18 protein-coding genes and 6 pseudogenes are annotated in these 22,711 nt (G+C 60.8%); 17 read left to right on the top strand and 7 right to left on the bottom strand.

Annotation, left to right across the window (positions count from 1 at the left end; genetic code table 11):
• Window positions 1-100: 100 nt before the first annotated feature.
• From PYH37_RS19025 to PYH37_RS32240, 4 genes and pseudogenes are all read right to left on the bottom strand, one after another.
• A pseudogene (locus PYH37_RS19025) lies at window positions 101-316 on the bottom strand (CopG family transcriptional regulator); the annotation flags it as partial.
• Window positions 317-1,297 (bottom strand): MBL fold metallo-hydrolase, encoded by a 981-nt coding sequence (locus tag PYH37_RS19030; RefSeq protein WP_280733004.1) that lies wholly within the window; start codon window positions 1,295-1,297, stop codon window positions 317-319.
• Between the two features lie 291 nt (window positions 1,298-1,588).
• Window positions 1,589-2,302 carry a calcium-binding protein gene (locus PYH37_RS19035; protein ID WP_280736705.1) on the bottom strand — a complete coding sequence of 238 codons (714 nt, stop codon included), beginning with the start codon at window positions 2,300-2,302 and terminating at the stop codon, window positions 1,589-1,591.
• 78 nt (window positions 2,303-2,380) lie between these two features.
• Window positions 2,381-2,545: pseudogene (locus tag PYH37_RS32240) on the bottom strand (hypothetical protein); the annotation flags it as partial.
• A gap of 116 nt (window positions 2,546-2,661) precedes the next feature.
• Here PYH37_RS32240 and PYH37_RS19045 point away from each other — a divergent pair.
• A complete protein-coding gene (locus PYH37_RS19045; protein ID WP_280733005.1) occupies window positions 2,662-3,168 on the top strand; it encodes a BA14K family protein in 507 nt (168 codons plus the stop codon).
• A 348-nt stretch (window positions 3,169-3,516) separates the two neighbouring features.
• On the opposite strand, the pseudogene PYH37_RS19050 reads toward PYH37_RS19045, so the two are convergent.
• Window positions 3,517-4,340 (bottom strand): annotated as a pseudogene (locus tag PYH37_RS19050) (substrate-binding domain-containing protein); the annotation flags it as partial.
• An 11-nt stretch (window positions 4,341-4,351) separates the two neighbouring features.
• Between PYH37_RS19050 and PYH37_RS19055 the strand changes: the two are divergent.
• The 10 genes and pseudogenes from PYH37_RS19055 to PYH37_RS19100 form a co-directional block, all read left to right on the top strand.
• Window positions 4,352-4,976, top strand: a pseudogene (locus PYH37_RS19055) (LacI family DNA-binding transcriptional regulator).
• A 440-nt stretch (window positions 4,977-5,416) separates the two neighbouring features.
• Window positions 5,417-5,803, top strand: coding sequence for a DUF2950 family protein (locus PYH37_RS32460; RefSeq protein WP_425336099.1), 387 nt, complete (start codon window positions 5,417-5,419; stop codon window positions 5,801-5,803).
• Between the two features lie 80 nt (window positions 5,804-5,883).
• Window positions 5,884-7,746, top strand: coding sequence for a sensor histidine kinase (locus tag PYH37_RS19065; protein ID WP_280733007.1), 1,863 nt, complete (start codon window positions 5,884-5,886; stop codon window positions 7,744-7,746).
• Between the two features lie 4 nt (window positions 7,747-7,750).
• Window positions 7,751-8,365: a response regulator transcription factor gene (locus tag PYH37_RS19070; protein WP_280733008.1), complete on the top strand. Its 615-nt coding sequence runs from the start codon at window positions 7,751-7,753 to the stop codon at window positions 8,363-8,365.
• 123 nt (window positions 8,366-8,488) lie between these two features.
• On the top strand, window positions 8,489-8,872 hold the full coding sequence (locus PYH37_RS19075) for a response regulator transcription factor (protein WP_280733009.1): 384 nt from the start codon (window positions 8,489-8,491) through the stop codon (window positions 8,870-8,872).
• A 245-nt stretch (window positions 8,873-9,117) separates the two neighbouring features.
• The gene (locus tag PYH37_RS19080; RefSeq protein WP_280733010.1) at window positions 9,118-10,755 is read left to right on the top strand and encodes an arylsulfatase; all 1,638 of its coding nucleotides are present in this window, start codon (window positions 9,118-9,120) and stop codon (window positions 10,753-10,755) included.
• 77 nt (window positions 10,756-10,832) lie between these two features.
• The gene (locus PYH37_RS19085; protein ID WP_280733011.1) at window positions 10,833-11,387 is read left to right on the top strand and encodes a hypothetical protein; all 555 of its coding nucleotides are present in this window, start codon (window positions 10,833-10,835) and stop codon (window positions 11,385-11,387) included.
• Between the two features lie 49 nt (window positions 11,388-11,436).
• Entirely contained in the window at window positions 11,437-12,435 is a 999-nt protein-coding gene (locus tag PYH37_RS19090; protein ID WP_280733012.1) for an HAD family hydrolase, read from the top strand.
• Window positions 12,436-12,546: 111 nt separating this feature from the next.
• A complete protein-coding gene (locus PYH37_RS19095; protein ID WP_280736096.1) occupies window positions 12,547-13,467 on the top strand; it encodes a formylglycine-generating enzyme family protein in 921 nt (306 codons plus the stop codon).
• Between the two features lie 149 nt (window positions 13,468-13,616).
• Window positions 13,617-13,967: pseudogene (locus PYH37_RS19100) on the top strand (IS110 family transposase); the annotation flags it as partial.
• Between the two features lie 61 nt (window positions 13,968-14,028).
• Here PYH37_RS19100 and PYH37_RS19105 read toward each other — a convergent pair.
• Window positions 14,029-15,183 (bottom strand): ROK family protein, encoded by a 1,155-nt coding sequence (locus PYH37_RS19105; protein ID WP_280733013.1) that lies wholly within the window; start codon window positions 15,181-15,183, stop codon window positions 14,029-14,031.
• A gap of 204 nt (window positions 15,184-15,387) precedes the next feature.
• On the opposite strand from PYH37_RS19105, the gene PYH37_RS19110 reads away from it, so the two are divergent.
• The 6 genes and pseudogenes from PYH37_RS19110 to PYH37_RS19135 all read left to right on the top strand — a co-directional run.
• Complete coding sequence (locus PYH37_RS19110; RefSeq protein WP_280733014.1) at window positions 15,388-16,668, top strand: ABC transporter substrate-binding protein; 1,281 nt, start codon at window positions 15,388-15,390, stop codon at window positions 16,666-16,668.
• A gap of 127 nt (window positions 16,669-16,795) precedes the next feature.
• The gene (locus PYH37_RS19115) at window positions 16,796-17,680 is read left to right on the top strand and encodes a carbohydrate ABC transporter permease (RefSeq protein ID WP_280733015.1); all 885 of its coding nucleotides are present in this window, start codon (window positions 16,796-16,798) and stop codon (window positions 17,678-17,680) included.
• On the top strand, window positions 17,680-18,531 hold the full coding sequence (locus tag PYH37_RS19120; RefSeq protein ID WP_280733016.1) for a carbohydrate ABC transporter permease: 852 nt from the start codon (window positions 17,680-17,682) through the stop codon (window positions 18,529-18,531). The genes PYH37_RS19115 and PYH37_RS19120 overlap by 1 nt, the downstream gene beginning before the upstream one ends.
• 24 nt (window positions 18,532-18,555) lie before the next feature.
• Window positions 18,556-19,692 (top strand): ABC transporter ATP-binding protein, encoded by a 1,137-nt coding sequence (locus tag PYH37_RS19125; RefSeq protein ID WP_280733017.1) that lies wholly within the window; start codon window positions 18,556-18,558, stop codon window positions 19,690-19,692.
• A 14-nt stretch (window positions 19,693-19,706) separates the two neighbouring features.
• The gene (locus PYH37_RS19130; RefSeq protein ID WP_280733018.1) at window positions 19,707-21,839 is read left to right on the top strand and encodes a beta-galactosidase; all 2,133 of its coding nucleotides are present in this window, start codon (window positions 19,707-19,709) and stop codon (window positions 21,837-21,839) included.
• A 59-nt stretch (window positions 21,840-21,898) separates the two neighbouring features.
• Window positions 21,899-22,213 (top strand): annotated as a pseudogene (locus PYH37_RS19135) (hypothetical protein); the annotation flags it as partial.
• A 207-nt stretch (window positions 22,214-22,420) separates the two neighbouring features.
• Here the strand turns inward: PYH37_RS19135 and PYH37_RS32465 are convergent.
• Window positions 22,421-22,681, bottom strand: a complete 261-nt coding sequence (locus tag PYH37_RS32465; RefSeq protein ID WP_425336100.1) for a DsbA family protein — start codon at window positions 22,679-22,681, stop codon at window positions 22,421-22,423.
• Window positions 22,682-22,711 lie beyond the last annotated feature (30 nt).

The raw sequence follows: 22,711 nt of genomic DNA on the forward strand, positions 1-22,711 counted from the left end.
AGGCTCGCCATGTGACCGGTGCGCCTCTATGCAAATGTCTGCGAAGGTCGGAAGCCGACTTGCTTATAAGCTTGTGCCGGGACTTTGTCGGAAGGGCCTCGACGTCCTCTGATATTTCCTGCCTCAGCTTGGGCCTTTTGGCGAGACGGCGCTTTCGTCGCCGCCCTAGGCCGTCGTAGCGCTCGCCGCCCTTGGCTGGCGCAGCGGCCTGCGCCGGTTCGGGCAGCGGCGGATTGGTGGTCAGCCAGAAGCGAACGAAGACAGCGAGCGTCTCGACGGCAATGCCCAGATCGCGCTCCAGACGGGCGAGGGCGCGCTACAAATCCCACATCCAATCGGCTTGAATCCAGCGGTAGGCCGTCCCTTCTCGGGCGACGTGGCCCAAGCCCGGGAACGGGAGATGATAGCTTGCGACGAGAACCTTTTTCGAAGCGGCACTATCGAGGAACGACCGGCGAGTCTTAACGCCCTGATCGAGGTCGAGATCGAAGCCACCACGCCAGTCAGGATGCTGAAATCCGACAGCGCGATTTCCGACCACGTCGCCGGTGCAGACGAGTTCTTCCCCTTCCGACGCTATGCGAATCGAAACGTGGCCTGGAGTATGGCCGGGCGTGCTCATTGTCATGATACCAGGGGTGACCTCGCCGCCCGCCTTTATGGTGCGGATGCGATCATCGATTGCTTCGAAGTTGTACGTGTTGCGGCGCCAAACGAAGCTCCAGTTGGCGTCTGTTTCGAACGGATGGTTTGGCATGCGCCAGAAATTCAGTTCGTCCTCGCAAAACACGTATTCGGCGTTCACGAAGGTCCGCTCTTTATCCGCGGCATCGGTGACACCCCACAGATGGTCCGGGTGAGCATGCGTGACGAGGACAGTATCAACCTGCTCCGGCTTAACTCCCGCGACTGCGAGATTTGAAAGGAATTTGCCCGCCGTAGGCATGAACTTCCCGCGCGACCCTGCATCGATGAGAATAAGACGATTCCCGGTGTTGACGACAAGCACGTTGGTTTGAAGGACAACCGTCCCGGTTGAGGTGAAATCACTGCCGAACACAGCATCCCGCTCACCCTTACTCGCCTCTGGCCAAAGAACTTCGGGCGGAAAGCTGATGGTGCCGTCGCTAACGACAGTGATCTCAAATGAACCAATTTTGAAGCGATATACTCCGGGAACCTGAACGCCGCTGAGGGGTGCTTTTGCTATAGCCTCGCGTGCAGTCGGCAAAGCTAGCAACATGCCGACCGCTCCCACGGAAGAATAGGTCAGCAAATCACGTCGGGAAATGGTCATAGCATCCTCCCTCCTGCCCTGGAGGCCGCTAGACAAGCCAATCCTGCCAAATCACAACCCGAAGGGCCGCATCACTACGATGTAACTTTTCAGGTTAAGGCACAAGCTTGGCTAGCTTCCCGAGCTGTTCGAGATGGTGGTTGCTGCCTTGGTTGTGCGGCGGTTCGCCCTGGCGCCTAGATCGCATCGCAGGTAGACTCAAAGCTGCCGCTCGGACGCGCGCTACGCGCCAAGAGTGCGAGCCGCTCAAGGCAGCGTCGGCGCTGACGTGGAAGCGTTTCACGACCTTCGTCAGACAATCTCCAGGTCTGCATTCGAGAAGACGAAGTTGGCAGCGCTGAGATCGGCCGTCTGGACGCGAAGCAGGGTGACTTGGTCGACCGTGCCATTCAGATGCACGACGGCGTTCCCGTTGGCATCGTCGCTGATGTTAGGCAGCAAGTCGGCGAAGTTGCTGTAGCCGTAGTCGAGCGAGACCTGGATGACATCCTTGTCGATCTCGAAGTCGAAAATGTCGTCCCGCCCACTGTGCTGGGCAAACAGGAACCGGTCGGCACCCGTTTGCACCACGAAAGACGAGGTAAGCCCACCATCGCCCCAGAGCTGATCGTTGCCGCGGCCGCCAATCACCACGTCGTCTCCACCCGCGGTCTCCACGCCAGACTCTGCATCGCCGTATAGGAGATCATCGCCCGAGCCACCGTCGAGCAGGTCGTTGCCGCCACTGCCGAAGCGTGCGGAAAGCACATCGCCGACGAGGAAGTCATTGCCCGAGCCGCCATAGAGCTGGTCGTTGCCGCCAGTGCCCGAGTCTAGGACGCCCTCGGTGAGGCCGTCGCCGTAGAGCCTGTCCTTACCCTGTCCGCCCTCGAGCCGGTCGTCCCCGCCAACCACAAAGTCGCCGAAGATGAAAGCGTCGCCGACGAGGATATCGTCTCCGGCGCCGCCGTCGAGCCAGTCGTTGCCGCCGCGTCCGCTGATGGACTCGAAGCTATCGCCGTACAACGTATCGTTCCCTTTGCCGCCGTCGAGGCGGTCATCCCCGCCGGCGACGGCAAAGAAGTCGGGAACATCAATCGAGAAGGCATCACCATAGAGCGTGTCGTTCCCTGTGCCGCCGTCGAGCTGGTCGTTGCCGCCGCGACGCAGGTCGGTGATCGCCCACGCGTCGCCGAAGATCGTGTTTTTCGCGCGGGGCGATGCGACACCGCGAACGGGCCAGTTTTGAACGAACGCTTTCCTGCTGATGCATAATCCCTCAAATCAAAATCGATTTTAGGGTAAAATTAGGCAGCGCATTAAAGGCTGCAGCGTCCTTGCGCGCCGTATTCGACGCGGGGCGCTGTAGAGGAAAGGTGAAGCCAATGAAAAGGTTAGCAATCGTTACCCTGTCGCTGGTGACGGCGCTGACGAGCGTCCCGCCGGCCGTGGCGTTTCCCACCGTTGCCGTGCCGAAGATCGAAGTCCCAGAGGCGCAGCCGGTCCAGTACAGGCGTTACCGCGGCGGCTACGACCGTGGATACCGGGGCGGCTATCGAGGCTACCGCGGGCATAGACACCACAATGGTGACGACGATTGGGCTTGGGCACTCGGCGGGCTCGCGACCGGCGCAATCATCGGCGGATTGCTGGCGCAGCCGAGGTATTATGGCCCCAGCTACTACGATCAGGGCTACTACGATCAGGGCTACTACGGGGCGACTTATTACCGTCCGCGCTACTACGCGCCGCGCTATTACCGCCAGGTCTATTACGGCGCCAACACACATACGCGCTGGTGCTATGCACGCTACCGGTCCTACAGGGCTTACGACAACACGTTCCAGCCCTTTTACGGTCCGCGACGGGCGTGCGTCTCGCCCTACTATTGATTGCGGGCGTACTTGGAGACCCACTTTGCCTGGCGTCTTTCCGGACGCGCAGGCTATCGGATTCTTCGGCTTCTCCGAGTGGAGTTTGAACCGTTGAGGTGTGCGCGGGAAGGACTGCAGTGGGGGCTAAGCGGAAGTTCGAGGCGAACGAGCGAATCGGCCGCTATGCGCCAAAAACCAGGCATTCGGCGGCGTTTTTCAACGCGAATATCCGAATCCGACACATGCGCGACGTAAAGCGCCCACACTGGCGTCGATGCATGGGAAATGTGTGGGCGCTGCCCGCTGGAGTTCTCCTCGGTCGGTAGGTCCGTGACAGTATGAGTTAGGTGCATTCTGCGGCGCATCTCACATATTCTCCGGCGTCACGATATCAAAAGCGACGGTGCGGTGGATTGTGCTGCCCGGTACGCCCGGATTGATCGTCTCGATCATCGTCTGCACCAAGGTAGCGGAAGTCTTTTTCAAGGGATGACAAAGGGCCGCTGTAATCAGCCCCTCGGACAGACCTTTTCGTGTCTCCGGGCCGATATCCCGGCATACCAGACGGATATTTTTGCGCCGATCCTCGGGGCCCTCTCTGAGTGCTCGTAAGACCCTGGAGATGCCGCCCCCGACAATCAGGATGCCGGCGAGATCATCCGTAGTCGTCAACAACTCCTTGACCATCCGGTATGCCTCGTTCGATTTCTCATGGGTGGGGCGACTGTCGTCAATGGTCAGATGCGGCGCGTGTTCGCGTATGTAGGAGCGGAAGCTTGCATCGGCCACGTCCTGACATTGATAGCGGTGGTTACCAATGAATACAGCAATACGCCCTGGCCCGTGAGTCATGTGCCCGATAAGCCACGCCGCCGTTCGCCCCATCTTCCAATTATCGGCTCCAACGTAGGCGGCTCTTTCCCGCGCGGATTGATCGGTAATATAGGCGGTGACCGGTTTGCGCTTGTCGTGCAACTCGCGGATGGCCTGCGCGATGACGGGATGATCTGCGGCGATCACCGCGACGGCGTCGCAGGCCTCACAAGCGCCTTCAGCCGGCCTGCTATATTTTCCGGCGTTAGCAGATCCACGAAATCGATGACCGGATCGACGACCTCGTCACGCCTGGCATGGCACGCATCGACGATTTTCTTGCCAAAGAGTTGGTAAAGCTCTCGGCTGCACCATTGATGACGAGGGGATGCTTGCCGCGACGCGGGACTTCGACAAGCCAGTGGTACTGCTCAATGGTGACGACCCGTTCATGAGGCTATCGAGCGTAACCCCTTGCAACCGCTCGAGCGCACGGCTGGCAACCGATCGCCTCATCGATCTCGGCCATAGCCGCATCCTCTTTCTCATGCGGCCTGGCCGCAGAACCATCGAGCGGCGCTTCGAAGGCTGGCGCGATGCACTGCTGGCGAAAGGACTGCCGGCAACGGATGATCTGGTCGTCCCCGTCGACGACTGGCTACCCGGAGCTTGCGATGCATGCTGTTGCCCAACGGATTTCGGCCCGCGGGCTGGATTTCACGGCCGTGCTGGCTGCCGGCGACAGCCTCGCCGTGGGCGCGATGATCGGCATTCGACAAATGGGCTTTTCGATACCTGGCGATGTCTCGGTGATGGGTATGGACGACCTGCCGCAGGCGGCTTTCCTCAATCCTCCGCTGACGACGATGCACATTCCGATGTGCGAGATCGGTTCGATCGCGCTCGACCTCCTGCGCGACAATCTTTCCGGCCTGCCCATGCCGCCGCGCCGGGTGGAACTCGCCTGTCATTTGGTCGAGCGAGCATCGACGGGAAAGGCGCCGGCAAGCTAATCGGCGGTGTGAAGCCTCTCTGAACCTCGCTGGTCCGCCCAACACGATCTCGCCGTCGTCATTCTCGCTTCCATCGTCAAATGGCTCATGTCCAGGCGACCGCTCGTAGACCGGCGTATCGAAGGGGCGTTCCCAGCGCGTCTTGCACGTGACAGCCTCACCCAGTGACGGCCGATCCTCGACACGACCCGAAGCTTGATGCCGTGGGGCGACCCAACGCTCTCATGGCCGGTCGAGGCGGCTGAATGTCGAGCTGGCGCCACATTTGACGTTCTATGCGGGCCCGAGAACGTCGTTCGTTCCGGGCTCAGCCGATGGCCGTGGCGGGCTCGATTATCCGCTGGCCATACAGTTCGCCCTCTGCGGGTTAAATTCTTTGCAATCGTCGGAACCTGCCGAACAGTTCAAGTCTATCGCGCATTCTCAACTGCTGATACGGCATGACGATCGCTCCATTGACGAAAGGTCCGGCGCGACCTGAGTTAATCAGGGCGTTGAAATTTCGATCGTCGCTTGGCCGCTATTTCGGCTATCACTATCGGATTCTGACCGGTCAGGGCGCAAACGTCGCCGGCGGCCGGTACGACCATGTCATCAACGGCAACATGATTGGCGGCTTTGCCTTGTCGCCACGCTTAGGATCAGGCGTCGTGAATGCGCCGGCCATTGCATGTCTCGAAACCGCCGAAGCAGTTCGCAGTCTTATCCTCGGCTTTCTCATGCCCGACCGACACTCACCATGGACGAAGCTTAGTGATAAGCTAGCGTCTATAATATTGTCCTTTGGTGCAACGGCACGTAGTGGTATGCTCCAAGCGCAACTTTAGCAGCGTTCCCCGATGACATATTCCAGCCCTCTGGTGGCGCATAATTCCCTGATTCCTGGCTCGTCTCGGCAGTGAACCGCATGAGCCCTTTGCCCGAGAATGCGTCCGCCCTCATTTGCCTTCTGTTGGTCGCAATATTCTCAGCGACTGGCGTGGGTTCCGCAGGAGCGGCGGGTCCGGTTCCGCGTGTCCTGATCCTCTACCCCTATGACGAGCGAATTCCTGCTACGAACATCGTCGGCGAGGCAACAAGAACGCGGCTGCTCGAGGCGACCGCCGGCAAGATCGAACTCTTTTCGGAGTTCCTCGACCTTTCCAGATTCCCCGAGACGCGCCACGTCGAACGCATGGCGCGGTATCTTGCTGAGAAATATACCAATCGCCGTCCGGACCTGGTCATCGCCCTGGGCGAGGAATCAACCCGCTTCATTGTAACAAACCGGAATGCGATCGCACCGAATGCGAAGATCGTCTTTGGCGGTTTCGGCAGTGCGACTGCCGAGGAATTGCGCTTGCCCGACGACGTCGTCGGCGCCTTGACGGAATTCGAAATCAGAAAAACCATCGAGATGGCGATCGGACTTCAGCCCGACGCTCGCAAACTTGTGGTGATCGCGGGATCCGCGGAATTCGACAAAGCATGGATAGCCGCAGCGCAGGAGGACCTAGCCGGTCTGCCGCCGAACATCCAGACGACCTATCTCACCGGATTGTCGATCGATGAGTTTGCCGAGCACGTGGCAGCTCTTCCGCCAGACACGATCGTCATCGTCTTGACCGTACTTAGTGATCGCACCGGCCGGAACTTCGTCCCGCGCAATTCGCTGGAGAAGATCGCAAGCGCGGCCAACGCCCCCGTCTATGGTCCATACTCAACATATCTTGGACATGGGGTCGTTGGCGGCAATGCGGCGACCTTCGAATCCACGGGGGCCGCCGTCGCCGGTCTGGCCATCGACGCCCTTGGCGGCAACGCGATCACCGACGTGACTGTGCCGCAAAGCTACATGGCCGATGCACGGCAGTTGCGGCGTTGGGGGCTTTCGGAAGCCGATCTTCCTCCGGGCACTGTTGTGTCCTTCAACGAAGGATCACTGTGGGAGGAATATTGGAAGGAGATCATAGCGATTTCCGTCTTTGTCGCAGCCCAGAGCCTAGTCATTGTGTCGTTGGTCTTCGAACGCCGTCGACGGGCAGCCGCGGAGTTTCAGGCGCGGCGCCGTCTTCTCGAGGTTATCCATCTAAACCAATCGGCAACTGCCGGTGCACTGTCGGCCTCGATCGCCCATGAACTCAACCAGCCGCTCGGTGCCATCCGCATCAACGCCGAAACCGCGGCCGTGATGCTTGAAAGCAAAGAACCCGACTTGAAGCTGATCAGGCAGATTCTGGCGGATATCCGCGACGACGATCAGCGCGCCGGCGACATCATTGCCCAAATGAGGGGATTGCTGAAGAAGCGAAGCGAGATCGACTGGCAGGAATTCGACCTGAAGGATGTGATCCAGAGCGCCATTCACATACTCAAACCGGAAGCTGAGCGCCGAAACGTCGTCGTGAGTTCGATGGGGCCACTACAGGGGTTGCCGGTTCGCGCCGATCGGGTCCATGTCCAGCAAGTCATCCTCAACCTCGCGACAAACGCCATGGACGCCATGCTCCATGCGTCGGCCGCCGAGAGGAATTTGGTGTTTCAAACGACGCTGACCGGGACAAATGGAAAGGTTGAAGTGTCGATCTCCGACACCGGCTCCGGGATTCCGAGCGACAAGCTCAGCAGTATTTTCGATGCTTTCTATACGACGAAGCCTGCGGGCACCGGCCTTGGTCTTTCGATTGCCCGTGTGATAATAGAAATCTATGGCGGCAAGATCTGGGCCGCCAATCGCCCCGAGGGCGGTGCTGTATTTCGCTTTGTCCTACCCCTTGCGCGACCGGGGTGAATCAGTGAACCCGACCGTTCACATCGTCGATGACGACAAATCGTTCCGCACGGCGGTGGGGCGAATGCTGGAGGCTTCAGGCTTCCACGTCGCGTCCTATGCATCGGGGGAAGAGTTACTGGCGCGCCTACCAAGTGGACATGGCTGCATTCTGCTCGACTTGCAGATGCCTGGCCTGTCCGGCTTGGAGCTGCAGGCTCGTCTTGCCGACCTGGCGCCTCTCCTGCCTATCGTATTCCTGACCGGCCGTGGCGATATCGGGACCACTGTGCGGGCGATGAAGGCCGGCGCCCATGACTTTCTCGAAAAGCCGGCCTCGAGCGCGGCGTTGCTTGAGGCCGTTGAACGGGCGCTGCAGCTTTGTGAGACGAGACGGCTGGAGCAAGATCGCGTCCAGGCCTTTCACATGCGCATCGCCAGCCTCACACCGCGGGAATCACAGGTCTTCGACCTGATCGTCCGCGGCAAGCGCAACAAGCAGATCGCCTATGAGCTCAGCACATCCGAGCGAACCGTCAAGGCACATCGGCACAACGTCATGGAAAAGCTCGGCGCCCGTTCTCTGGCCGAGGTCGTGTCGATGGCGGAAAGGCTGGGAAGGCTTGAAAAAACCACATGACTGAAGTGCCAGCCATCCAATCACATCCGTCTTCCCCTAAGGACAATAGGCGACACCGCGATTTTGCCTCCTAATGCCTTTCGGGCCGTATTCCGCGGCCAGCCGGCTTGGAGAGGCAACACCTTGGACAAACGACCACGCACGGTTGCTGTCGTGGAAGACAATCCGAGCATGCGAACAAGTGTCGAGCGGCTGCTGAACGCACATGGTTTGACGACCGAGGGATACTCGTCGGCCGAAGCCTTCCTCAGCGACCCTAAGGCCACGGAGATTGGCTGCCTCGTGCTCGACATCCACCTTGACGGCATGTCGGGCATCGAGTTGCGACACCGGCTGAAACCCGCGCATTGCAGGCTCCCAGTCATTTTCATCACGGCAGTCGACGACGATGCGCTCGAACTGGAGGCACGTAGGGTGGGTTGCGTCGCCTATCTTCGCAAGCCGTTTCCCGCCGCCTCGTTGATTACCGCCATCAATGAGGCACTCGCGGGGAATGCAACCGATTGAACGTTGGATCGTCCTTATCATTGCTAGGCTGGTCTACGCGCTTAGGAGGTATCTTCCCCAAAGTACAATAGCGCCGCGAGCAATACTCCATAGAATTCCCGCTGAAAATCCGGGGCGCCATGAAGGGAGAGCGTCGACAAATCCGCATTCATTGAGGGCGTGTTCCGGCCCAAGCGGCCCGGACGTCAGAGGGCTTGCCGTCGGCATGTCCGCGCATTCGTTCAAACCAGTCAGGGAGAAGAAAGATGAGCGACAAGCAAGCAAATCCGCGCCACCATCCAAGCCGGCGTGACATTCTTCTGGCGGGCGGATCCCTGCTTGCCCTAACGGCACTGGGGCCGATAACCAGCGGGAGTGCGAAAGCGCAAGCACCAGGTCCCAAGCCGAATATCCTGGTCATCTTCGGCGACGACATCGGCTGGTGGAACACGAGCGCCTACAACCGCGGCCAGATGGGATATCAGACGCCCAATATCGATCGCATTGCCGACGAAGGGGCGATCTTCACTGACCTTTACGCCCAACAGTCGTGCACGGCGGGACGCGCCGCGTTCATTACCGGGCAAAGCTGCTTCCGTACCGGCTTGCTCAAGGTCGGCCTGCCAGGTGCCAAGGAAGGCCTCTCGGACAAGGATCCGACGCTCGCCGAACTGCTCAAGCCGCATGGCTACGCGACCGGCCAGTTTGGCAAGAACCATCTGGGCGACCGCAATGAGTTCCTGCCTACGGTTCATGGATTCGATGAGTTCTTCGGCAATCTCTATCACCTCAATGCCGAGGAAGAGCCGGAAAATCCGGACTACCCGAAGGACCCGCAGTTCCGCGCCAAGTTCGGGCCGCGCGGCGTGCTTAGATGCGTGGCAAGCGACACGGATGACCCGACTGAAGACCCGCGCTTTGGCAGGGTAGGCAAGCAGAAAATTGAGGACACCGGACCTCTCGACAAAAGGCGCATGGAGACCGTGGATGCGGAATTCCTGGGCGCCGCGATGAATTTCATCGATAAGAACCAGAAGGCCGGAAAGCCGTTTTTCTGCTGGTTCAATGCGACCCGCATGCATATCTACACGCATCTGAAGCCGGAGTCGCAAGGCAAGACCGGCCTCGGTTTGGTGGCCGACGGGATGACGGAATTCGACGGCATGGTCGGCCAGCTTCTGAAGCAACTGGATGACTTGGGCATCGCCGACAACACCATCGTACTGTGGACGACCGACAATGGCGCGGAGCTCTTTTCGTGGCCGGACGGCGGCTCCACGCCGTTTCATGGGGAGAAGAACACCAACTGGGAAGGCGGCTACCGAGTTCCTGGGGTCATTCGCTGGCCGGGGGTCATCAAGCCCGGCACGGAAATCAACGACATCGTCTCTCACGAAGACTGGGTGCCGACATTGGTGGCCGCGGCAGGGGAGCCGAACGTCAAGGAGAAGCTGCTGGCGGGCTATGAGGCGGCAGGGAAAACATTCAAGGTCCATCTCGACGGGTACAATCAGCGGGAGCTCCTCGCCGGCACTGGGCAAAGTTCGCGCAAGGAATACTTTTATTGGACCGACGACGGCAATCTCGCCGGGCTGCGCTATGACCGCTGGAAGATCGTGTTTATGGAGCAGCGGGCCGAAGGTCTCGATGTGTGGCAGGACCCGTTGATAACGCTGCGCTTCCCCAAGCTTATAGACTTGCGCGCTGATCCTTTCGAGATGGCCCAGCACGTCGCCGGCGACTACGCCAGATGGCGCGTCGAGCATGCCTTTGCGCTCGTACCGGCGCAGGCCTTTGTGGCCCGGCACCTGCAGACCTACGTCGATTTCCCGCCGCGGCAAAAGCCCGGCAGTTTCGCGCTGAACGAGGTGCTGGCGAAGCTGCAGGAGGCAGGGAAACACTGATTGTTTTCTGAAATCATTCCAAGGTCGCGCCAGGCAGGCAGCGGGCGCGACCTCCAGGGCGAACGGGAGGCAGACTCATGACGGAAGCCCATTCGACTGCGACGATTGCCCAGCGGGCGAAGCGCGAGCTGAAGGAATATGCCCTCCTATCCGCGTATCTGTATGTCTGCTTCGGCGCGCTCGTCCTCTACAAGATGGCGATACTTGGCAGTCAGGGGGTGCATTTCTCTGCATTCGGCGTCCCGGTTATCAAGGCGCTGATCCTGGGGAAGTTCATTCTTCTCGGGCACGCAGTCAAATTGGGTGAACGATATGGACGGCTGCGGCTCGTTTCCGTCATCGCCTACAAAGCAGTGCTCTACCTTCTTCTGCTCATCGTTCTTTCCATCATTGAGGAAGCGATCATCGGGCTCAGCAACGGCAGAACGATCGCCGTCACACTCGCGGAAATTGGAGGCGGCAAGCTGCCCGAGATGCTCGCGACGAGCGTGATCATGCTGCTCATACTGATCCCCTATCTGGCTTCGAGGGAATTCGCCGTTGCACTTGGCGAAGGCCGGCTCTGGGACCTGCTGTTCGAGTATCGCGACGGCCTTCATCACGACGGATCGGCAAATATCGCGAAGGAGTGACGTCACCCCATGGCATGCCTGCCGCTGACAACCGTAAGGAGATCAGGCCATGACCTATTTCATTCGTGTTGCAAAGAGCTACCTGTTGCCCATCATTCTGCTGGTATTCGCTTCATCTGCCCAAGGCGCAGATGCGCTTCCCTCCTGGAATGAAGGCAGGGCCAAGCAGTCGATAGTCTCGTTCGTCGAGCGCGTGACCGCTCAAGGTTCGGCGGATTTCGTACCTGTCCCGGAGCGTATCGCCGTCTTTGACAATGATGGCACCTTGTGGGCCGAGCAGCCGATGTACTTTCAGCTCCTGTTCGCACTTCACCGTGTGAAGGTGCTCGCCCCTCAACATCCCGAATGGGCCTCGCAGGAGCCGTTTGCCTCGCTGCTGAAGGGTGACCTGAAGGGGGCGCTCTCAGGCGGCGGAACGGCAATCATGCAGATCGTAATGGCCACTCATTCGGGCATGACCACCGAGGAGTTTGAACAGATCGTCCGCGACTGGACTGCCAGCGCCAAGCATCCGAAAACCGGGCAGCTCTACACGAAGATGGTCTACCAGCCGATGCTGGAGGTGCTGGCCTACCTGCGCGCCAACGGTTTCAAGACTTACATCGTCTCTGGTGGCGGGATCGATTTCATGCGCGTTTTCAGCGAAGAAGTTTATGGCATTCCACCCGAGCAGGTGATCGGCAGCAGCGGCAAGACCAAGTTCGAAATGCGCGACGGAACGCCCTTGCTGATGCGGCTGGCCGAAGTCAACTTCATCGACGACAAGGCTGGCAAGCCGGTAGGCATCCACCAGCACATCGGCCGTAGACCGATAGCGGCGTTCGGCAATTCCGACGGCGATCTTCAGATGCTGCAATGGACGTGCAGGCCTCCCGGCCCACGATTTTGCCTTTTCGTCCGTCACACCGACGGGGACCGAGAATGGGCTTATGACAGGGCCTCGTCGATCGGCCGGCTGGACAAAGGCCTGGACGAAGCCGGGATCATGAACTGGACGGTTGTCGACATGAAGACCGACTGGAGAAAGGTGTTCGCGTTCGAACCGTGATCTCGGGACATGGCCCGAACCCTGCATGGAACGAGGAAACGAAAGGTCATGTCAAAGCTTGCCGAACTAAGCCGCGCAGATGCTTCATCGAGACCCTCCATCGACCGAGCGATGGTGTGGATTCCCGGCGGCACATTCCTCATGGGATCGGACAGGCACTATCCCGAAGAGGCGCCGGCACACAAGGTGGCGGTGACTGGCTTCTGGATCGACGTCTGTCCGGTCACCAATCGCGATTTTGCGGCATTCGTCGAGGCGACCGGCTATGTCACCGTGGCTGAGCGGCCCGTCGATCCCGCAGATTATCCGGGTGCGAAGCCGGATATGCTGCTGCCGTCCTCCGTGGTGTTCAGCAGGACCAAGGCGCGTGTCGATCTCCGCAATCACTACAACTGGTGGGCCTACGTCAGAGGCGCGAACTGGCGGCATCCTTATGGACCAGCAAGCTCGATCAAGCGCCTGCAGGATCATCCGGTGGTCCATGTGGCCTACGAGGATGCGGAAACCTATGCCACCTGGGCGAAAAAGGAGCTGCCCACCGAGGCCGAGTGGGAGTTTGCGGCGCGCGGCGGGCTCGAAGCGGCAGACTATGTCTGGGGTGATGAACTGACACCCGGTGGCAGGCAGATGGCCAACACCTGGCAGGGCGAATTCCCCTGGCAGAACCTCCGCGAAGACGGCTACGAGAGAACCTCGCCTGTCGCCGCCTTTCCAGCGAATGGCTACGGCCTTTTCGACATGGCTGGCAATGTCTGGGAGTGGACCTCCGACTGGTATCAGGAACATGGCAGGATCGACAGCCCGTGCTGCACGATCTCCAACCCGAAGGGCGCGGACCAAGCCGACAGCCTCGATCCGCTCCAACCGCACATTAGAATCCCGCGAAAGGTCATGAAAGGCGGCTCACATCTTTGCGCCCCGAACTATTGCCGGCGCTACCGTCCGGCGGCCCGGATGGCGCAGCCCGTCGACACTTCGACGTGCCATGTGGGGTTCCGCTGCATTTCGCGCGATCCGACTAGAGATGTTTGATGGCAAGCGACTTCGCACCAGTGACCGCTTTTGTAGCATGCGAGTCCGGCTCGAACTGACGCTGCTGTGTCCGTTTACCACCACCCTTAGCGGCAGCTTCGGATTATCAGGACAGAGGACCGCTTCGAGGCCAAATTGCGCCGTAGGGCGAGCAAGGCCAGGATCAGCTTGATCTTCAGGCCTGCCATCGTGTTCGGTCGCGACTGGTCTCCCGGCGCACGGCGACGATCAATCAGATCCGCGCCTTCCTCATTGAGCAGGGCATTGCCGTCAGGCCGGGTGCAAGGGCACTGCGCAATTCGCTGTTCGCGATATTGAAGAACCGTGAGGACGAGCTCTCGCCCCGGATGCACGATCTGATTGTCGGTCTCTACGAGGACTGGCTCTGGCTCGACGAGCGCATCGAGACTGTCAGCCGAGAGATCGAGGAGATCAGCCAGAACGAGGCCAATTGCCGGCGCCTGATGAGCGTTCCCTGCGTCGGCCCACTGATCTCGACGGGCGAGGGAGTGGACTCTATTGCTCGTTGGACGCAAAGCAACCATGCGAGATGAACGAAACTCAACCGCTGGGCAGGCGCTCGAAGTCAAATATGCCTTGTGTTGCCAAGGCTGCGGCGCCTCTCGCCCAGGAACTGGGCACCCAGTCCGTCTGTATCTCGGGCTTGGAGAAAAACAGAAACTGGTCCATTGATCGCTTGAGCGGGTCGAGGAGGGCGTCGCCGAACTGGACGGCTTCGCCTCCGACGACGATCACTTCGGGATCGAACAGGTTGACCAGGTCCGCCAGGTGTCTGCCGATGCGCGATCCCGCGTTCTCCAGGATCTCCAAGGCGTCTTCGTCGCCGGCGGCGGCGGAAGCGACGAAGTCGTCTCTTGTAGGTTCGACGCCTCTCCTGCGTCCCCATTCGGCAATCATGTATGGCTCGGCGGCGTGTGCCATGAGGCATCCGCGCCGGCCGCATTCGCAGAGTTCCCCGTCGGGCACGGAGGTGATGTGCCCGAGCTTGCCGGCCGCGCTGTTGCTTCCGTGGTAGATATCGCCATTCAGCACCAGAGAGCAGCCGATCCCGGCGCCGATCGCAAGGGCCGCGAAATTGCGGTGGTTGCGGCCGGCGCCGAACAGCTTTTGCGCGATCGCGAAGGCGTTGACGTCGTCGTCTATCCAGACGGGGGCATGCACTCGCTCCGCCAGCATTTCCGCGAAGGGAAGATCACGCCAGCCAAAGCGCGGGCTCTGGAGACAGACGCCGTTCCTCGGGTCCACCTCGCCGGGGATGGATACGCCGATCCCCATGATGTCCTTCTCGTCACGCGCGGCCCCCGCCAGAAGGCGCGGAATGGCGCCCCGGATTGCCTCGATCATGCCCTCCGGACTGGTATCGCCAACGGTCGCCTGCAATGTGGAAAGGGGCGAAGTGGCGAGGTCGGTGAGCACGCAGTCGATGCTGCTGCGGTTGAGCTTGAAGCCCAATGCCAGGTGGGCCTCGTAGTTGATATCCATCGGTATGGGCCGGCGACCGTTCGAGCTCGCGACCGCCTCCCGTTCCACCACCAACGCCTCATCCATCAGTTCTGTGACGACGAACGTGACGGCTGCAGGGCTGAGACCCGTCACCGAGGCGAGTTCGGCTCTCGATACGGGTCCGCGGTTGCGCAGCAGATTCAAGATCAGCCGCCTGTTCAGCGCGCGCGACGTGCTCGCATTCCCTTTCAACGCTGCGTCTCCTAGTTAGTTTATTTCTTAAATTAACTATTGTTCCTGATCCGAAGTTAGGCTAGCTTTTCTCCGTTGGCAATGAGGAGGAGTGTGCGGAGCGCCAATTTCCCGAACTCCGCATGATCGCAAAATTTCTTTTTCCAAGAGGCCTGGGCGCTGCTCGCCCGGGCGTGGCGGAGCTTTGTCCTGGGAGAATATGGAATGGCATCCAACGATATCATCAAGCTGGTCACTCGCGCCCCGGCGTCGCGTCGCCAGTTCCTCATCGGCGCGGGGACAGCGCTTGCGGGAATGACGCTCGGCGCTCCGGCCATCGCGCAGAGCAAGGAACTGACGATCATCTCCAACATTGGCAACGCCTCGCAGCGCGAGGTGCTCCAGCGGATCGCGAGCGCCTACGCGCAGGAGAGCGGCGTCAAGGTGGCCATCAACAACATGGATCACGAGGCGCACAAGACCGCCATCCGCAGCTATCTCGTCGTGGGTGCGCCGGACATCTGCTTCTGGTTTTCGGGCAACCGCATGAAGACCTTCGTCAAGCGCGACCTTTTCGACGACATCTCCGATCTGTTCGAGCGCGAGAACTACAACAACGTGCTCGGCCCCGCGGCGGGCGCAGTCACAGTTGACGGAAGGCATTACGGCCTTCCGCTTGGCGGTCTCCTCTGGGGTCTCTTCTACCGCAAGGACGTCTTCGAGGACAAAGGCTGGGCGCCGCCCAAGACGATTGAAGGCCTGCTTGCGCTCGGCGAGCAGGCCAAGTCGGCCGGTATGATCCCCGTCAGCATGGGAACGAAGGAGATGTGGCCAGCGGCCGGTTGGTTCGACCACATGAACCTGCGCATCAACGGCCTCGACAAGCATATGGCGCTGATGGACGGTAAGATGTCCTACACCGACCCCGCAATGCTTCCGGTCTTCGACAAGTGGGCAGAACTGATCAATGCCGGGCTGTTCAGCCCGAACGGAACGTCCTTCGGCTGGGAACAGGCAGCGGCCGCGCTTGCCCAGAAGAAGGCCGCCATGATGGATCTCGCAGGCTTCATCAAATACGGCTTCCCGGAAGACCAGCAGGACCAGATCGCATTCGCCCCATTCCCCGAGATCATCCAGGGCATGTCGCGTTACGAGGATTTCGCGCTTAATTCGATCCACGTTCCGAAGAACGCCAAGAACAAGGAAAACGCGCGCGATTTCCTTGCTTTCTTCTACAAGCCCGAGAATCTCTCCGCTTTCCTTGAGACGGAGAGTGCGGTTCCGCCGCGCAATGACTGCCCGCCGAGCAAGGACCCGCTCGTCAATGCGGCGGTCGAGTCCCTGAAGACCGTCGAAGGCTCCGCGCAATACTACGACCGCGACACCGACCCCGACATGGCGCAAGAAGGCCTGAAGGGCTTCCAGGAGTTCATGGCCAAGCCTGACCGGCGCGACCAGATCCTCGAGCGCCTCGAAACGACGCGCAAGCGCATCTTCAAGGCCTGAGCCTCGCGCGGCCGCTCTCCTCTCCCAAGAGCAGACCGCAACAGGGCAGGGCCGCAGCACAGACCTGTGGTCCTGCCTGCTTCCGGTCAGTGAGGCCAGCTTTCGAAGCCTTCGTGAGTGATCTTAAATGTCTACCTTCTGGCGAAACCATCGGCATTGGATAGCCCCGACCCTGTTCATCATGCCCGGAGCTTTGCTGTTTGGGGTCGTGATCATCTTGGCGTCCGCGGAGACCATCTGGGTGTCCTTCTTCGACTGGGACGGCGTCGGAGCAAAACAATGGGTGGGGCTGGCGAACTATGCGCAGTTGCTGGACGATCCGCAGTTCCACGTGTCGCTGAAGAACAACCTGATCTGGCTTGCCATGTTCATGCTTGCGCCGCCGCTGGGCCTGGCGCTGGCGCTGCTGCTCAATCAACCGATTCGCGGCATGCGGGTCATGAAGTCGCTGTTCTTCGTGCCCCTGGTGCTGGCGTCTATCACCGTCGGCGTCGTCTTTACTTGGGTCTATGATCCCACCTTCGGCCTGCTGTCGCTCATCTTCAGCTATTTCGGCGCGACGGCCCCGGCGCTGCTTTCGGATGAGCATCTCGTCACCTTCGCAGTCGTCGTGGCGGCGCTCTGGCCGCAGGTCGCCTTTTGCCTCGTGCTCTTCCTGGCGGGCCTGAACAACTTGAGCGAAGACCTCATCGGGGCGGGACGGGTCGATGGTGCGCGCGGATGGCCCATGCTGATACACGTGATCCTGCCGCAACTGCGCGAAGTCAGCTTCATTGCGCTCGCGGTAACGGTCATTGGCGCATTGCGGTCCTTCGACATGGTGGCGGTGATGACGTCCGGCGGCCCCTTCGGCTCTTCGACGGTCCTCGCCTACCAAATGTACGAGCAATCGATCTTCTCCTACCGGTTCGGTTACGGAGCCGCGATTGCCACCGTGCTCTTCGTGATCATGGCGGTCTTCATCGCCTGGTATCTGCGCACCCTTCTCAAGCCTGAACGGGAGGGCGTCTGATGTATCCAAGGCCCATAGCTGAAGACGCTCCCGTCCGGCGGTTTGCATATGCGTCGATGGTCGTGCTGATCCTCGCTCTCTGGCTCGTGCCGCTGATGGCGGTCATGGCGACGTCGCTCAGGTCGTTCGAGGAGGTGATGGCGGGCAATTATTGGGGTTGGCCGAAGAGCTTCAACTTCATCGAAAATTACATGGCGGTCTTCACGCAGACCGCCATGGCGCGATACTTTCTCAACAGCCTGATCGTGACGCTGCCCTCCGTCGTCGGCGTGCTCGTCCTGTCGACGCTCACCGGCTATGTCCTCTCGCGATACCGTTTCCGCGGCGCGAACCTGATGTTCGCGCTGTTCGTTGGCGGCAACTTCCTGCCGGCGCAGATCATGATGATCCCGGTCCGCGACCTCATGGTCTCGATCGGGCTCTACGACACCTACTACGCGCTGATCGTCTTTCACATCGCCTTCCAGACCGGTTTCGCGACGCTTTTCATGCGCAACTTTATAGCGGCACTGCCGGACGAACTGTTCCAGGCGGCCCGAGCGGAAGGTGCTTCGCCGTGGCAGACGCTGTGGCATGTGGTGCTTCCGTTGATCCGGCCCGCCCTCGCGGCGCTTGCGATCCTGACATTCACCTTCGTCTGGAACGACTATTTCTGGGCGATCGTGCTGACCCAGAGCGACGCGGTGAAGCCGGTGACCGCGGGGCTGAACAATCTTCGCGGCGAATGGGTGTCCGCATGGAATCTGGTGGCCGCGGCAACGATCCTGGTCGCGATCCCGCCGGTCGTGATGTTCTTCCTCATGCAGCGCCACTTCATCGCCGGCCTGACGGTCGGTGCGGTTAAGGGTTGAGGCGTAACTCAAGGAATCCTTCACATGACGAGCGTTGAACTGATCGACATCGAGAAACACTATGGCGGCTTCCATGCCCTGAAGGACGTCAACCTGACCATCGCGGAAGGCGAGTTCGTGGTCATGGTCGGCCCGTCCGGCTGCGGAAAGTCGACGCTGCTGAAGACGATCGCGGGTCTTGAGACCACGAGCGCTGGAACGCTCCTCATCAAGGGGCGGGACGTCACCAGGCTCGAGCCCGGCGACCGCGGTATCGCGATGGTGTTCCAGTCCTATGCGCTTTATCCGCACATGACCGTCGCCGAAAACATGGGGTTTGGCCTCAGGATGGCGAAGCGGCCAAAGGCGGAGATCGACACGGCTGTCGCGAGGGCCGCGAGGGTTCTCAGGCTCGAGGAGCAGCTCGAAAAGAAGCCGAAGCAGCTGTCGGGCGGCCAGCGGCAGCGCGTCGCCATCGGGCGGGCGATCACACGGTCGCCCGACGTCTTCCTCTTCGATGAACCGCTGTCGAACCTGGATGCGGCATTGCGAACGCAGATGCGGGTCGAGCTTTCGACACTTCACGCCGAGCTCGGATCGACCATGATCTACGTCACGCACGACCAGGTCGAGGCCATGACGATGGCGAACCGGATCGTCGTCTTGAACCGGGGCAGGATCGAACAGGTCGGAGCGCCGCTCGATCTCTATAACAACCCCGACAACATGTTCGTCGCCGGCTTTCTCGGCGCGCCCCGCATGAACTTCGTGGCCGGCCAGGTCACCGAAGTCAGCGGATCCTCTGCGAGGGTCGTCTGCGCCGGCGGCCTGAAGGTGGCGTTTGAGGCTCTCGTTGGAAAGGTGAGCGTAGGTGAGACCGTCACCCTGGGCATCCGGCCGGAAAGGCTGCGGCTCGATGATGCGGCAGCGCAGATCCGCTTCGCGGGAAGCGTCAGGCTGACCGAATATCTTGGCCGCGAGACGATTGTCTATGCCGATGCGGGGCGACTGGTCACCACCGGATCTGACAGCGGCACCAATGTCTTCACCGTGCAGATCGCCGATATCAGGCCCTTCCACAACGGCAGCGCGGTGTCGCTCGGCTTCGATCCCGCCGACGCTTACCTCTTCGCCGCTGACGGCACAACCATCACGCCTCGCAAGGCCGTCGCGAAAATCTAAGCAAGGACAAAATCATGAAGCGTACCCCTCCGGCGCCGCTCTCGGTCTGGCGCACCCTCAACCTGGACGATTTCCTGCTCGGCGTGCCGCATTATCCGGAGCATGTCGACGAGAGCTATTGGCTGCGCGATGCAGAGCGCATTGCGGCTGCGGGGTTCAACGTGGTCCGCCTTGGCGAATTCGCCTGGCATCTGATGGAGCCGAGGGAAGGGGTGTTCGACTTTTCGCTGTTCGATCGGGCCATCGGCGTGCTCGCCTCGGAAGGCCTGAAGACCATCTTCTGTACGCCGACCGCGACCCCGCCGCGGTGGCTGACCGCAACCTATCCGGAAGTGCTGCGCGTCGATGAAAGAGGCCGAACTGCCACGCATGGTTCCCGCCAGCATGCGGACACCAACAGCCCCGTCTACCGCATGCATAGCCGGCGCATCACGGAGGCCTTAGCGCGCCATTATGCGGATAGTCCGAACGTCATCGGCTGGCAGACCGACAATGAGTTGAACACGACCGCTTCGACCTCCTATTCCGAAGCGAGCGAGCGCGAGTTCCGCCGCTATCTTCACGATCGATATGAGGCGATTGACAAGCTCAACTTCGCCTGGGGCGGAAACTTCTGGGCGCTTGCCTATGACAGTTTCGATCAGATCACCATCCCGAGGAAGGACAATCCGGGATTTGTCGCGCCTGGGCACATGCAGGACTACCATCGCTTCCTCGCCCATGCGACGGCGGCCTTCCAGCATGACCAGGTTGAAATCCTGCGCCGGGCCAATCCCGAATGGTTCATCTTCCACAATCTCGGACGGCTCGACGACATCGACTTCCGCGGCCAGTTCGGTCAGGATCTCGACTTTCTCGGCTTCGACATCTACCCGATGCTCTATGACGAGATGCGCCGGGCGGGCGGTCATCCCGCCACTCAAGCATTGCATCTCGACGTCTGCCGCGCCTGTTCCGGCAACTTCATTGTGCCTGAGCAGGCATCCGGTTTCGGCAGTCAGCCGGGTTTCTCGACCATGACGCCCGAACCGGGCGAGATGCGCCGGATGGCGCTGAGCTCCGTCGCGCGTGGTGCCGACGGCCTCCTGTTCTTCCGCTGGCGCCCGGCGCACTTCGGCGCGGAAATCTACTGGATGGGCGTGATCGACCACGACGATGTGCCTCGCCGCCGGTATCAGGAAGCAAAGCAGTTCGCCGAGGACATCGGCAGGATCAAGCAGGACCTCCTCGGCACCACCGTGCGCATGGACGTCGCGATTGCGGGAGCCGACTTCGACAACCAGGAGGCCTACAGGACCTATCCGATGGGCATGCCGAGCCCCCTTGAGGACGGCACGCTGCTCCATCGGTACTGCTATTCGAAGGGCATCGCCTGCGGCTTCATCCATCCCGGGGACGACCTCTCCCGGATCAAGGTCCTCTACGTGCCGCACTGGGTGATGTGGAAGCCGGAGTGGAACGAGAACGTCGAGACCTTCGTCCGCAACGGCGGAACCCTGATCGTCGGCGCCATGAGCGGCACCCGCGATGAAAACAACCACATACCGACGGACCTCGCGCCCGGCCCAGGGCTTTCGAAGCTCTGCGGCGTGCGCGTCGAGGAGTTCGGCCGGGTGGCAGAACCGGGTGCCGACGGTCTGTTCGGGCTTCATGGAACCGAGTTCGGCTTTCACAACCCGGGGAAGCGCCTGCCGTCCAGTTCGGCGTCGCGGCGTTATCGTTTCACCCTGGGCAACCGGGAGCACGGGGCCGCACACCTTTACGAGCTTCTCGCGCTCGACGAAGACGTGGAGGTTCTGGGGCACTGGTCGAACCGCTTCGCGAGCGGCAGGGCAGCGGTGACGAGCCGGAAGGTCGGCAAAGGCCGGGCCTGCTACGTCGGAACCTATCTGACCCAGTCCCTCGTCGAAGGATTGGTGGACCATGTCCTCGGCGCGGATATCCAGCCGCTGGTCCCGGACTTGCCGCCTGCCGTAGAGGTCGTCCTGAGGGAAGCGGAAGACAGAAAGCTGCTTTTCCTGCTGAATTGTGACGCAGAACCGGTAGAGTTGAGCTCTGTCCCCGCTGGAACGGACCTCCTTTCGGGCAATCCGGTCGACGGCGGGCTGGTCCTGGGGCCCTATGGTTGTGTGGTTCTGCGCGTGTGAAGAGACTCGGCTTGCGGCAGAGTCCGCGTGCGGTCGACATGTCCGGTATTTGGGCTCCAAGTGCGCTCAACGTCGGCCTTCGCCGCGCCGACTGGGTGGTCGAGGCGCTGCGCTCAACATCCGTGTCGCTCGCTTTCGCCGCACGTGGCATCTTTGACGGTCACCTCCAGAAGATCACGACCATGTGGGACATCGCCGGCGGCGCGGTACTCGCCCGCGAGGCAGGTCTCCAGGTCCGTATCGGCACCCGTGATGGATCGGGGACTCCGTGGATCGCGGCCGGAACGGCCTCCCTAATGGCGGTGACGGAAAGCCTCTGGCCGAAGATCCGCCCCGGTAAAGACGACGCGGTTGCGGCGACGGCCGCTGAGTAGCTCTGACGTTTTTCAAATCTCAGTCGAGCCTCTCTCGTTGCGCTCTACCGCGGGCTCTCGACGGTTTACGCCGGCAGCGACCGACGATGTGCATCCGGTCTAACGGAGGTTCGGGTCGAACCTGACCTGTCCTCTCGGAGTAGAAGACAAGTGTGACTCAAGCACCATTACGATTGGCGCGGCGAGGCGGCTCGCTAGGACTGTGTGCTATGGAAAAGCTTCCGGCCTGCGAAGCGGAAGATTCCGCGTAGCAGCGATCCGTTCGATATCGCGCCACATGTATGCACCCTTGAGAGGATAGACGTTGAACGGGGACGTGGACAGGCCCCGAGCCGCGAACATCGGCCCCAGCAGAAAGGGCCGCGATTCCAGCTTCCGTCCTCGGGCGGCGCCTGTCTCGTCGGCACGCATTGCGGCCAGGTAGGAGCAACTGGAGGTTAACTCGTACCAAAACTCAATCGTGTCCATCGCTCTCTTCGGCTGCGTGATTTAAGTCCC

Source organism: Sinorhizobium numidicum (genome assembly GCF_029892045.1).
In the GTDB taxonomy this organism is placed as follows: Bacteria; Pseudomonadota; Alphaproteobacteria; order Rhizobiales; family Rhizobiaceae; genus Sinorhizobium; species Sinorhizobium numidicum.